General features: G+C 67.9%; 14 protein-coding genes. 11 read left to right on the top strand and 3 right to left on the bottom strand.

The annotated features are described in order from the left end of the window. Positions 1–6: 6 nt before the first annotated feature. The gene (locus G6N34_RS18305; RefSeq protein WP_085149386.1) at positions 7–636 is read right to left on the bottom strand and encodes a carboxymuconolactone decarboxylase family protein; all 630 of its coding nucleotides are present in this window, start codon (positions 634–636) and stop codon (positions 7–9) included. A gap of 1 nt (position 637) precedes the next feature. Continuing rightward, complete coding sequence (locus tag G6N34_RS18300) at positions 638–1,471, bottom strand: TauD/TfdA dioxygenase family protein (RefSeq protein WP_085149383.1); 834 nt, start codon at positions 1,469–1,471, stop codon at positions 638–640. A 137-nt stretch (positions 1,472–1,608) separates the two neighbouring features. Here G6N34_RS18300 and G6N34_RS18295 point away from each other — a divergent pair, with 137 nt between their 5' ends. The 11 genes from G6N34_RS18295 to G6N34_RS18245 all read left to right on the top strand — a co-directional run bounded on the left by G6N34_RS18295 (position 1,609) and on the right by G6N34_RS18245 (position 10,531). Then, complete coding sequence (locus G6N34_RS18295) at positions 1,609–2,220, top strand: TetR/AcrR family transcriptional regulator (protein WP_085149380.1); 612 nt, start codon at positions 1,609–1,611, stop codon at positions 2,218–2,220. A gap of 373 nt (positions 2,221–2,593) precedes the next feature. Continuing rightward, positions 2,594–3,580, top strand: coding sequence for a thiamine pyrophosphate-dependent dehydrogenase E1 component subunit alpha (locus G6N34_RS18290; RefSeq protein ID WP_085149377.1), 987 nt, complete (start codon positions 2,594–2,596; stop codon positions 3,578–3,580). Beyond that, positions 3,577–4,617 carry an alpha-ketoacid dehydrogenase subunit beta gene (locus G6N34_RS18285; protein WP_085149375.1) on the top strand — a complete coding sequence of 347 codons (1,041 nt, stop codon included), beginning with the start codon at positions 3,577–3,579 and terminating at the stop codon, positions 4,615–4,617. The genes G6N34_RS18290 and G6N34_RS18285 overlap by 4 nt, the downstream gene beginning before the upstream one ends. 5 nt (positions 4,618–4,622) lie before the next feature. After that, entirely contained in the window at positions 4,623–6,113 is a 1,491-nt protein-coding gene (locus G6N34_RS18280) for an AMP-binding protein (protein WP_085149372.1), read from the top strand. Beyond that, entirely contained in the window at positions 6,110–7,087 is a 978-nt protein-coding gene (locus G6N34_RS18275; RefSeq protein ID WP_234812744.1) for an acyl-CoA dehydrogenase family protein, read from the top strand. The genes G6N34_RS18280 and G6N34_RS18275 overlap by 4 nt, the downstream gene beginning before the upstream one ends. Beyond that, positions 7,080–8,207 carry an acyl-CoA dehydrogenase family protein gene (locus G6N34_RS18270; protein ID WP_234812743.1) on the top strand — a complete coding sequence of 376 codons (1,128 nt, stop codon included), beginning with the start codon at positions 7,080–7,082 and terminating at the stop codon, positions 8,205–8,207. The genes G6N34_RS18275 and G6N34_RS18270 overlap by 8 nt, the downstream gene beginning before the upstream one ends. A 1-nt stretch (position 8,208) precedes the next feature. Continuing rightward, positions 8,209–8,517 carry a 2Fe-2S iron-sulfur cluster-binding protein gene (locus G6N34_RS18265; protein ID WP_234812742.1) on the top strand — a complete coding sequence of 103 codons (309 nt, stop codon included), beginning with the start codon at positions 8,209–8,211 and terminating at the stop codon, positions 8,515–8,517. After that, on the top strand, positions 8,514–8,933 hold the full coding sequence (locus tag G6N34_RS18260) for a Zn-ribbon domain-containing OB-fold protein (RefSeq protein WP_085149366.1): 420 nt from the start codon (positions 8,514–8,516) through the stop codon (positions 8,931–8,933). The genes G6N34_RS18265 and G6N34_RS18260 overlap by 4 nt, the downstream gene beginning before the upstream one ends. Continuing rightward, on the top strand, positions 8,933–10,081 hold the full coding sequence (locus G6N34_RS18255) for a thiolase family protein (RefSeq protein WP_085149363.1): 1,149 nt from the start codon (positions 8,933–8,935) through the stop codon (positions 10,079–10,081). Before G6N34_RS18260 ends, G6N34_RS18255 begins: the two co-directional genes overlap by 1 nt. Further along, positions 10,078–10,272, top strand: a complete 195-nt coding sequence (locus tag G6N34_RS18250; RefSeq protein WP_234812741.1) for a ferredoxin — start codon at positions 10,078–10,080, stop codon at positions 10,270–10,272. Before G6N34_RS18255 ends, G6N34_RS18250 begins: the two co-directional genes overlap by 4 nt. 28 nt (positions 10,273–10,300) lie before the next feature. Then, on the top strand, positions 10,301–10,531 hold the full coding sequence (locus tag G6N34_RS18245; RefSeq protein ID WP_085149360.1) for a biotin/lipoyl-containing protein: 231 nt from the start codon (positions 10,301–10,303) through the stop codon (positions 10,529–10,531). Here G6N34_RS18245 and G6N34_RS18240 read toward each other — a convergent pair. Beyond that, complete coding sequence (locus G6N34_RS18240) at positions 10,528–11,370, bottom strand: dienelactone hydrolase family protein (RefSeq protein ID WP_085149357.1); 843 nt, start codon at positions 11,368–11,370, stop codon at positions 10,528–10,530. The two genes, G6N34_RS18245 and G6N34_RS18240, sit on opposite strands and share 4 nt — an antisense overlap. Positions 11,371–11,389 lie beyond the last annotated feature (19 nt).

The following is an 11,389-nucleotide window of genomic DNA, read 5'->3' as shown; positions in this document are numbered from 1 at the left end:
TCCGGGTCACCATGGCTCGGCAGGCCAGCTGTCGCGACCGGGGAACAGCTCGTCGTACCGGGCCATCAGCGCCGGGATGTCGTCGTCGATGGTCAACTCCAGCGAGCCGAACATCCTGGCCAGGGTGTCGTAGCCGCAGACAGTGAAGATCAGATCGAGCAGTTGTTTGGCGTCCAACTCGGCCGACAGGGTCTGCCACGTCGACTCGCTGATCGCGCCCGGATCGATGAGCTCGTCAGCCGCGCGCAACATCGCGGCCTCCAAGGGGCTCCAGAACGGCGCATCCGGCCCATAGGCGATGCGTCCGATCTCCTCGTCCGTCAGTCCTGCGTCTCGCGCGACGAACAGATGCTGGGCCCACTCGTAGCCGCACTTGCGCACCGCGGCGACGCGCATGACCAGAAGTTCGCGGTGTCGCTCGCTCAGCGTCGTGCCCAACAGCAGGTGGCCGTTGAAGGTGAAGTAGGCGCGGGCCAGATCGGGGTGGTGAGCCAGGGCCCCGAGCACGTGCAGCGCCTTGGGGCGGTCGGTGGTGGGCAGCGGCTCATGCCGCGGATTGGGTGGGCGCAGTGCGGCCAGCGCCTCCCGCATCTGCGGTGGAAACTCTTTGGGGGGCAAGGGTTCTATGCGTGCCATGTCAGCTGATGGCCTCCTCTCCGACCAGGGTGGTGCGGTGCATCAGTCGCCGGGAGGTCGGTTCGTAGGGGATGGCGCGGTGCAGCATTCCGGTGTTGTCCCAGACGACGAGGTCGCCGACCGTCCACGTGTGATGCAGGACGAATTGCGGCTGGGTCGACCAGTCGAGGAGGTCATCCAGCACGGCGCGGCCGGCGTCGTGATCCATCCCGACGATGTCGCCCGCTGTGGCGCCGATGAGCAGGGACTTGCGTCCGTCGGCGTGCGTCCAGACCAAGGGGTGTTCCCGGCGTGGAGCGCTGTTCCACCTGGCGAGCTGCTCAGGGCTCGGATCGGGTTCGAGGAGCAACTGCGATGCCGCGACGCTGTGCACGACGCGGTAGTCGCCGATCTCAGCCTTCCGCTCTGGGGGCAGGGTGTCGTATGCCGCGTACGTGTTGGCGAATTCAGTGTCGCCGCCGTCGTCGGCCACCTCGCGGGCAGTGAGCAGAGTTGCCTTCTGAGGCACCGCATCAGTCAAACCGTCGGTATGCCAGAAGATGGTGCTGCGGCGAAGTCCGGCGAGTGCGCTCTTGGACGGATCCATGCTGACCGGTGAGATCTCGGGGAAGTCGGGGTGGCCCCCGGTACGGGCGATCACCACCTCGCCCAGCATGCGACTGAACGTCACCAGATCGGCGTCGGTGATGTGGGCTTCGCGGTAGACGACGACACCGTGTGTGGCCAACAGTTGCCGGCACTGGGTTGCTGTCTGCTCGACGGTGAAGTCGCTGCTGTTCAGTCCGCACACCGCGACGCCGATGGACTCCGAGATGGGGGCAATGCTGACGGGCATGTGTACCTGCCTTCGTAATTAGGCGACCGCCCAATGAAAGTCTGGGCATATGCTTAGCACTCGCTGGTTTCTTGGGTCAAGGGTGTGGACACGACCACTCGGCGGCGCGGTGACTGTGGGACAGGACGGGGCGACACATGGCGAGACCGGACCGGGTTGGTGTGCGCGACACGGGTATGCGAGACAAGATCCTCGATGCCTGTGCGCACATCATGCTCACCGAGGGCTATGCCGCCGCGACTTCTCGTCGTGTCGCAGAACAGGCCGGCGTGCAGCGGGCGCTGGTCTACTACTACTTCCCGACGATGGGGGAGTTGTACCTGGCCGTGTTGCATCGCGGCACCGAGGCCAGCCTGGAGGCGCAGCGCGCCGCACTGACCGCCGAAAAGCCGCTGCATGCGTTGTGGGACATGACTGTTGACCCGCGCGGAGTCGGGCTGCTGACCGAGTTCATGGCACTCGGAAATCATCGCGAGGAGATCCGGGCGGAGTTGGCCGCCGGTGCGGAGAAGTTCCGCGAAGCCCAGGTCGCCGCTTTGACCTTCATCCTTCGCGGTGAGCGCGGTGAGCGCGGCGACGCTGCCCTGCCGCCGGATGTGGTGTCGGTCCTCATCGCGGCCGTCGGCCGGCTCATCGTGCTGGAATCGGCCATGGGTATCACCACCGGGCACGCCAACACGATGGAACTCGTGCGAGAGCTTCTCGACGATCACGAGCTGCCCCGAGTGGAGTCGAACGCCGAGGTGTAGCGGTACCCGCGCAGGATTCCACCTAGGCGACCGCCTAACTTCCTGCGAGGCGATATCGTCGGCCTCGAGCCCGCAACTCGGCGAGGATGCGTGATCTGTCATCGCGGCTGTCACCATGTCACCGACAGGGTGGTGAAGACGATCTCGATGTCTTCAGCGGCCACTCGGCGTTGCCCGTTCCGCCGCCTCGAGTCGGCAGCCCCTTCTGACAGTGATCCCTCGGCGTAGTTCGCAGGGGAGGCCTCCCACTGAAGCGTGGGGCCTCTCTGGTTTTGCGAGGCCAGGGCGAAATCCAGCGGTCCCAGGCGATTGACATGAAGAAGTGACTCCTGTTACATATTATTTATCCAGCCGACTAATACATGGGGGCCCTATGAGTCCGTCTGACCTCGGCATCGGCGCCGCCGAGTTGACCGGCATCTTCACCACCGCGACCCGGATCAAGGTCTGCGACGAGAAGTTTCGAGCGCTCATCCTGACCGGGCAGGTCAGCGCGCAGTACTACTCGCCGCGCGGGCAGGAGATCGTCTCGTCGTCCATGGGTGCCGTGCTGCGGCCCACCGACTACGTCGTGACCACCTACCGCGGCCTGCATGACCACCTCGCCAAGGGTGTGCCGATGAAGCCGCTGTGGGCGGAGTTCTTCGGCCGGGCCACCGGCACCTGCAAGGGCAAGGGCGGCCCCATGCACATCACCCACCCGGAGAGCGGCCTCATGGTCACGACGGGCATCGTCGGCGGCGGCCTGCCGATCGCGACCGGCCTGGCGTGGGCCTCGCAGGTGCAGGGCGGCGACCGCGTCACGGTGGTCAACTTCGGTGACGGCGCCACCAACATCGGGGCCTTCCACGAGGCCTGCAACCTCGCGGCGCTGTGGAAGCTGCCGGTGATCTTCTGCTGCCACAACAACCGCTACGCCGAGCACACGTCGTTCGAGGACGGCACCAGCGTCGACCGCGTCGCCGATCGCGCCGCGGCCTACCGCATGCCCGGGGTCCGGGTCGACGGAAACGACCCGGTGGCGATGTACGGCGCCGCCAAGGAGGCCGTCGACCGCGCCCGCGCCGGCGACGGGCCCACCCTGATCGAGGCCATGACGTTCCGGTTCTTCGGCCACCAGATGTCGGACCAGAACGAGTACATGCAACCCGGTGAACTCGAACGCGAACGCGCCGCGGACCCGGTGCTGCGCTTTCGCGCCTGGCTGCTGGACAACGACGTGCTCAGCGAGTCCGAGATCGAAACCATTGAGGCCCAGGCCAAGTCGGAGGTCCAGGAGGCCTTCGAGTATGCCGAGGCCTCCCCACTGCCCGACCTGGCTGAAGGGCGCACCGACGTCTACGAGGAGGTGCTGGCATGACCGACCCCGTCAAGGCCGCAGAGACCACGCCGATGCTGGGGTTTCAGGCCATCGGCAGCGCACTCGACGACGCTCTGGGCCGCGACCCGACCGTGCTGCTCCTGGGTGAGGACATCGCCGACCCGAGTGGCGGCGTGTTCAAGGTGTCGGCTGGGCTGTCGACGAAGTACGGCGCGCACCGCGTGCGCGCCACCCCGATCAGTGAGCAGGCCATCGTCGGCGCGGCGATCGGGGCCGCGATCGCCGGCATGCGCCCCGTCGCCGAGATCATGCTGATGGACTTCCTGGCGGTGTGCATGGATCAGTTGTCCAACCACGCGGCCAAACTGCGCTACATGTCCGGTGGGCAGACGACCGTGCCGCTCACGATCCGGTGCGCCGCCGGTGCGGGAATGCAGTTCGGTGCACAGCATTCCGAGATGCTCGAGGCATGGGTCACTCACATCCCCGGTCTCAAGGTCGTCGTGCCCAGCAACCCGGCCGACGCCAAGGGCCTGCTCACCGCGTCGATCTTCGACCCCGACCCGGTGGTCTTCATCGAGCAGAGCCTGCTGTACTTCGCACCCCCGCAGCCTGTTCCGGTCGGCCACCACGTGGTGCCGCTGGGATCGGCGGCCACCGTGCGGCCAGGCAGTGACGTCACGCTGATCAGCTATGGCCGGCAGGTGCACGACGCGGTGGCCGCGGCGCAGCGATTGGCCGAAGAGCATGGCATCGAGGCCGAGGTCATCGACCTGCGGTCCCTGGTCCCGCTCGACGAGCGCACGATCCTGGAGTCCGTGGCCCGCACCCGGCACGCCGTGGTGATCCACGAGGCCGTGCGGCGCAATGGGTTCGGTGCTGAGTTGGCCGCGCTGATCACCGAGAACCTGTTCGACGAATTGGGTGCTCCGGTGCAGCGTGTCGCGGGCGCCAACACCCCGATCCCGTTCGCCAAGGTCCTCGAAGACGCCTTCGTGCCCAGCGTCGACGCGATCATCGCGGCGACCACCTCCACGATCAAGCGATCTCGCGTCACGGTGTCGGCGAACGGATAAGTCGCGTGGTGCACGGCATCGCGCAGCATGCGCAACAGGTTCCCGATCAGGTCGCCATCACGGACGGCACCACATCGTGGACGTGGGCCCAACTCAACGACGTGCTCAACCGAACCACGAATTGGCTGCTGGCCCAGGACATCCAGCCAGATCAGCGGGTCGCGGTGCTCGGCGAGAACAGCGTGCACACCGCGCTGGCGCACCTGGCCGTCACCTACGCCGGGTTGTCGGCCGTGCCGGTCAACTTCCACCTGACCGCCGACGAGGTGGGCTACATCCTGCGTGACGCGGCGGTGCACACCGTGCTGTGCAGTGCGCGCACGGCGCCGACGGCCCGCGCCGCGGCGGTCGAGGTGCAGGTCGTCGATCTGACCGCGGGGGTGCCCGACGCCCCGAACGACGAACCGCCCACCACCATCCGGCCAGCCAAGCCGCTGTACTACACCTCTGGCACCACCGGACGGCCCAAGGGTGTGACGCTGCCCGACCAGATGTTCCCCGGCGGCGCCAACATGATCGAGCACGTCGACCTCATCGCGGCGTCACCCGTGCGGGCCAACGGGCGTCACCTGGTGGTCGCGCCCATGCACCACACCGGCCCCATGACGGGGGTGCGGGGCCTGATGGCCGGCACCCCGCTCGTGATCATGCAGCGCTTCAACGCCGGGCAGGTGCTGACGGCCATCGAAGCGGAACGTATCGAGGCCACCATGATGGTGCCCACGCACTTCTCCCGACTCCTCGCTCTGCCCAAGCACATTCGCGACCGTTACGACGTCAGCAGCATCACCCGGATCGTGCACACCGGTGCGGCGTGCCCCGTGCACGTCAAGCGGGCCATGATCGAGTGGTTCGGTCCCGTGCTGCTGGAGGCCTACGGTTCCACTGAGGCCGGTACCGTCACCATGATCGACTCTGCGGAGTGGCTGGCCCATCCCGGTTCGGTGGGCAGGGCCATGCCGGGCTACGAGCTGACCATCCGGGCCGAGGACGGCACCGTGCTGCCGCCCGGTCAGGAGGGCCTGGTGTGCGTGCGGTCCCTGACCGGTGCGCACCCGCGCTACCACGGCGACCCGGAGAAGACCCGGCGCAGCTACATCGCCGAGGACGTGTTCGTCATCGGTGAGATCGGCTATCTCGACCCCGACGGCTACCTGTACCTCACCGACCGCGCCACCGACATGGTGGTCAGCGGCGGTGTCAACGTCTACCCGGCCGAATCCGAGGCCGTGCTGCGCACCCATCCGGCCGTGGCGGACGTGGCGGTGATCGGAATTCCGCACGCCGACCTCGGTGAACAGTTGGTGGCACTCGTCCGCCCGACTGCGGGTGCGCAGGTCAACGCCGCGGAACTGGTGACCTGGACCCGAGATCGGCTGGCGCACTACAAGTGCCCGGCCTTCATCGAGTTCGTCGGCTCCGATCTGCGGTCGGCCATGGGCAAGCTCAACAAGCGCAAGCTGCGCGACGCATATCTGTCGGTGAGGTCATCGTGAGTGGGGAATCAGAAGAGCAGCAGGCGCTGCGCGACGTGCTGCGGTCATTCTTCGCCGGCGGCGACACCGCCACGTGGCAGCGGCTGATGTCTGATATCGGGGCCGACGCCCTGGTCTTCGATGTGGGGCAGCCTGACTGCACCCCATCCGAACTCGCAATTCTGGCCGAGGAGGCAGGCGCCGCGCTGTTCGACGGACCACTGGTGCCCTCGGTCATCGCGGGCGCGGTGGGTGACGAGACGCTGCTCGCGCCACTGCGGGACGGCACACGCACGGTCGGGGCCACGGTGACCCCGGTGACCGACCTGATCGTGCACGAGGACACCGTCGATGTTGTGTCCGAGCCCGTCTGGGGTGGCGCAGGCGCGTCGCAGGTCATCGTGACGGGCCCGGCGAGCATCGCCTGGCTGGACGCCGAGAGTGTCACCAGCACGCCGCTGTCCGGCCTGGACCTCTCGCGTGAGTTCACCCGCATCGCCGCACAGGGCGCCCGTCCGCGAAACCTGCTGCAGGGGGCGGAAGCCGAGACCGCTGCGGCCACCGCAGCATTGCTCACCAGCCTGGTGATCTCCGCCGAACTTCTGGGTGTGGCCCAGCATGCGTTCGACCACACCGTGGACTATCTGCGCACCCGGGTGCAGTTCGGTCGCACCATCGGCTCATTCCAGGCCGTCAAACACCGGCTGGCCGACCTGCTGTCCGCCGTCGAGCTCGCGCGCTCGGCGGTCTACGGCGCCGCGGCGAACCTCGACGACCTGGACCTGGCGGTGGCCGCGACGCTGACCCGCGATGCCGCCCTGTCGGTGACCAGGGCCGCCGTCCAGTTGCACGGCGGCATCGCGATCACGTGGGAGCACTGGGCACACCGGTATCTGCGCCGCGCACACGCGGTCACCGCGCTGACCGGTTCCGCGGCGCAGCATCGCAGGCTGCTCGCCGACCTCATCGATCGCAGGGATGGCATCAATGTCTGAGCATCTGGCGGCGTTGCGGACTCAGGTCGAGGAGTGGGTCCGCACCCACCTGCCGCAGACCTGGCCAAGCGACACCGAGGCCGCGAGTTGGTTCGCCGAATTGGGGAAGGCGGGCTACAGCGTCCCGGATTGGCCGCCCGAGCACGGGGGACTGGGGTACTCCGAGGAGCAGGCGGCCGTCGTCCGGTCGGTGCTCGCCGCGTACGGCGCGCAACTTCCGTCGCACCATTTCGTGCCCATCACGCTGATCGGCCCGGCGATCATGACCTGGGGCACCGCCCAACAGCAGGAGCGTCACCTGCCCGGCATCGCGGCCGGGACCGACATGTGGTGTCAGCTGTTCAGCGAACCCGGCGCCGGATCGGATCTGGCCAGCCTGGCCACCCGAGCGGTGCCCGTCGACGACGGTTGGCTGATCAACGGCCAGAAGGTCTGGAGCTCGTTCGCCAGCGAGTCCCGATACGGAATGCTGTTGGCGCGCACCGATCCTGAGAAACCCAAGAATGCCGGGATCACGTGCTTCCTGGTCGACATGGAGGCACCGGGTGTCACCGTGCGTCCGCTGAAACAGATCACCGGCGACGAACACTTCTGCGAGGTGTTCCTCGAGGACCTGGTGCTGCCCGCGGGCAGCGTGCTGGGTGCGGTGGACGACGGGTGGCGCGTCGCGATGACAACGCTGGGGGCCGAACGTTCGGGGCTGTCCGAGACCACGGATGCCAGCGGCGTTCCGCTGGCGCCGGTGCTCGCCTTGGCCCGCGAAACCGGGGCCTGGCGTGATCCCGAGGTTCGAGACCGTCTGGCGCAGCTGTACGCCGTCGAGCGTGCGCTCGCGTTGACGACCCAGCGCACCAACGGGTCGATCACCAAGCTCGTGCTCTCCGAGATGTCGCAGCGGATCAGCGAACTGGGCTTCGAACTGGCTGGCGCGCGGGCAGCGTGCTGGGACGGCGACACCATGCCGGCCGAAGCGCACTCCCTTCTGGACACTCGCCGGTTGACCATCGCGGGCGGCACCTCGGAGATCCAGCGCAACATCATCGCCGAACGTGTGCTGGGTCTGGACCGCGAGATCGACCCGTTCCGCGGAAGGCCGTGGCGTGAGCTGCGGCGAGGGTGACATGCCGCTCGTGACGGTGCGGCCCAAGGGCCTCGAGTTCACCGCGGAGCACGGCCAGACCGTGATGGCGGCGGCGTTGGTCGCCGGGTACCGGTGGCCGACCGTGTGTGGGGGACAGGGGGACTGCCTCGTGTGCCATGTCGAGGTGCTCGAGCATCCCGATCATCTGTCGGAGGCGTCCGACGAGGAGGCGCGTTCCCTGCGGGACCTGGTCGGTGGTCCAGGCGGTCGCGGTGAGCATGTCCGGTTGGCGTGCCAGGCCGGGGTACTCGGTGACGTGGTGGTGCTCAAGAGAGGAGTGCGGAGATGACCGCAGCATCAGTGGATCCAGGAATCCTCGAATTCGTCGACGGCGCTCCGCGACTGATCGGCGGACGCTGCGGTGCATGCGGGGAGGTCGATTTCCCGGTGCCGCAGTATTGCCGGGCGTGCGGGGCCGAAGACATCACCGCGACGAGACTCGGTGATCGAGGGACGCTGTGGAGTTGGACCGTTCAACGGTTCCCACCGCCCAGTCCGCCGTACGTGCCCGCAGGTGAGGACTTCGAGGCCTACGGCGTCGGCTACGTCGAACTGCCGGGCGAGGTCATCGTTGAGGCCCGGCTCACCGAATCCGATCCCGGGCGACTGCGGATCGGTATGCCCATGCAGCTGACCGCACTCGACGTCCCCACCGAAACCGGCACGCGGGCCGTCACTTTCGCCTTCACTCCCGAGGAGCCGTGATGACCGATCAGGTGGCGATCATCGGAGTGGGCTGCCGCCCCTTCGGCCGGTATCAGGACACCTCGGTGCGTCAGGAGGCCGTCCGCGCAGTGCGGATGGCGCTCGACGACGCCGGGCTGTCGTGGCCGGACATCGACTACGCGGTGGGCGGCAGCATGTCCGGCGGATCCGCCGACACCCTGGTCTCCGAACTGGGCCTGACCGGAGTGCCGTTCGTCAACGTGTTCAACGGGTGCGCGACGGGCAGCAGTTCGCTGATCTCGGCGGTGCACACCATCGCCTCCGGCGCCGCCGAGTTCGCCGTGGTGGTCGGCTTCGACTCGCACCCGCGCGGTGCGTTCACGATCGACCCGTTGGCCATGGGCCTCGGCGAGTGGTACGGCACCACAGGCCTGGCGCTGACGTCGCAGTTCTTCGCCCTGAAGATTCAGCGCTACCTCCACGAGCATGACCTGCCGGAACGCCTGTTGGCCAAGGTCGCGGCCAAGGCGTTCCGCAACGGTTCGCTCAACCCGAACGCATGGCGGCAGAAACCCCTGTCGGAGGCCGACATCGACGCCTCGATGATGCTGTCGGACCCACTGCGGCAGTTCATGCTGTGCTCACCGGGCGACGGTGCGGCGGCGTTGGTGCTGTGCAACGCCAAGCGGGCCAAGGAGTTCAGTCCGCATCCGGTGTACGTCGCCGGGTCGGCCGTGCGCACCCGACGGCCAGGCTCGTTCGAAGTGCTCAGTCCGTCGCTGTCGGTCCGGCGTGGTGTGAGCCCGACGGTCGACGCGGCCCGCGCGGCGTTCGAGATGGCCGGCATCGCACCGAGTGACGTCGACATCGCGCAGGTGCAGGACACCGACGCCGGCGCCGAGATCATCCACCTGGCCGAAACGGGCCTGTGTGCCGACGGCGAGCAGGCGCACCTGATCGAGTCCGGGGAGACCGAACTGACTGGACGCCTGCCCGTCAACACCGACGGGGGCTGCCTGGCCAACGGGGAACCCATCGGGGCGTCGGGCCTGCGGCAGATCCACGAGAACGTGCAGCAGTTGCGCGGCCACGCGGGTGCGCGTCAGGTGCCGAACCGGCCGAAGGTGGCGTTGGCGCACGTGTACGGCGCGCCTGGCCTGAGTGCCACCACAATCCTGACCCGATGATGAAAGTGACTGTCGATCAACAACTCTGCGTCGGCAATGGGTTGTGTGAAGCGGCGGCACCGGATCTGTTCGCCGTCGGCGACGACGGAATGGCGCAGGTGCTGGTCGACGAGATCCCCGCCGCGGACCAGGAACTCGCGGACGAGGCGGTGGCCGCCTGCCCCGCCCGCGCGTTGATTGCACATCGCTGACTGCACATCACCGAAAAGAAGGGTGCGCATGGAGATCAAGATGCCCAAACTCGACGTGACCATGACCGAGGGCACGTTCATGGGTTGGCTGGTGCCGGACGGCACCGCGGTCGCCGAGGGCGAGGATCTGTACACGGTCGGCACCGACAAGGTCGAGACCGACATCCCGGCGCCGTCGGCAGGTGTGCTGCGCTACGGCGAGGTGCAGTCCGAGGAGACCTACCCGGTCGGCACCACCCTGGGTGTGCTGGAGACCTAACGGCGCAGCAGTGCGGTGATCCGGTCCTCAACGGTGATCTGGGCCAACTCCTCGGACGGCACCTCGGTGCCCGGCAACTGCGCTTGCGGGTCGGCGAAGTCGCGGTAGGTCTTGTCGCCGGTCAGGCGAAACAGCAGGTATCCGGTCAGCAGCGCCCGCACGGCCTTCTGCGTGCGCCTGTCGGTGCCGCTCAGTCCGACGAACTTCGCCCAGCGCCTGCCCTCGCCGAGGCCGGCCGCCTCGGCCTTGACGATGGTCCGGTGGATGGCCGACGGCCACGCGTGGGACAGCATCGTGGCGTTCGAGCGCAGGGTCATCGCTTCGCCCGGTGCGCTGAGGATCAGGCCCTGCAGTTTCAACCCCGCCGCGGGCTGTTCCGAGGGAGGCTTGGTGATCGCGGGGAAGATCGCCGCGACTCCCTTGAGGCGCTCGCCCATTCCGGCCGCGGCGAACACGGCCGCGGAACCGCCGAAGCCGTGCCCTGCCACGGCCAATTTGCCGGGGTGCACGCTGATCTGACCCGGCCCCAACCGGACGCCCGCGGCGATGTCGAGGGCCGTGCCCAGATCGAAGCTCAGATTCAGCACCGAGGGCGCCAGGCCGCGTTCGGTGTCGGGGGCCACCGCGACGATGCCCCAGGACGCCAGGTGCTCCAACGTCCCCGCGTAGTGCTCGGCAGATGTGACCCAATCGTGCGCGAACGCCACGGCGGGCAGGTTGAACCCCGACGCCGGCGTGTACACGAGCCCCGGCAGGCCGGCAAAGGCCAGGTCACCGCGCAGAACACGATGCGGACCCCGGCGGCTCAACGCGGACAGGAGTCTCTTGGTGCTGGCCACCCGATGACGTTAGCTCACG

Origin of the sequence: Mycolicibacterium confluentis, from assembly GCF_010729895.1 — a bacterium.
Classification (GTDB): Bacteria; Actinomycetota; Actinomycetes; order Mycobacteriales; family Mycobacteriaceae; genus Mycobacterium; species Mycobacterium confluentis.
This window is presented reverse-complemented; position numbering and strand designations above follow the sequence as displayed.

Excerpts from the sequence above, each read along its gene's own strand:
- G6N34_RS18305 (WP_085149386.1), bottom strand. The coding sequence starts at position 636 with ATGGCACGCATAGAACCCTTGCCCCCCAAAGAGTTTCCACCGCAGATG.
- G6N34_RS18300 (WP_085149383.1), bottom strand. The coding sequence starts at position 1,471 with ATGCCCGTCAGCATTGCCCCCATCTCGGAGTCCATCGGCGTCGCGGTG.
- G6N34_RS18295 (WP_085149380.1), top strand. The coding sequence starts at position 1,609 with ATGGCGAGACCGGACCGGGTTGGTGTGCGCGACACGGGTATGCGAGAC.
- G6N34_RS18290 (WP_085149377.1), top strand. The coding sequence starts at position 2,594 with ATGAGTCCGTCTGACCTCGGCATCGGCGCCGCCGAGTTGACCGGCATC.
- G6N34_RS18285 (WP_085149375.1), top strand. The coding sequence starts at position 3,577 with ATGACCGACCCCGTCAAGGCCGCAGAGACCACGCCGATGCTGGGGTTT.
- G6N34_RS18270 (WP_234812743.1), top strand. The coding sequence starts at position 7,080 with ATGTCTGAGCATCTGGCGGCGTTGCGGACTCAGGTCGAGGAGTGGGTC.
- G6N34_RS18265 (WP_234812742.1), top strand. The coding sequence starts at position 8,209 with ATGCCGCTCGTGACGGTGCGGCCCAAGGGCCTCGAGTTCACCGCGGAG.
- G6N34_RS18260 (WP_085149366.1), top strand. The coding sequence starts at position 8,514 with ATGACCGCAGCATCAGTGGATCCAGGAATCCTCGAATTCGTCGACGGC.
- G6N34_RS18255 (WP_085149363.1), top strand. The coding sequence starts at position 8,933 with ATGACCGATCAGGTGGCGATCATCGGAGTGGGCTGCCGCCCCTTCGGC.
- G6N34_RS18250 (WP_234812741.1), top strand. The coding sequence starts at position 10,078 with ATGATGAAAGTGACTGTCGATCAACAACTCTGCGTCGGCAATGGGTTG.
- G6N34_RS18245 (WP_085149360.1), top strand. The coding sequence starts at position 10,301 with ATGGAGATCAAGATGCCCAAACTCGACGTGACCATGACCGAGGGCACG.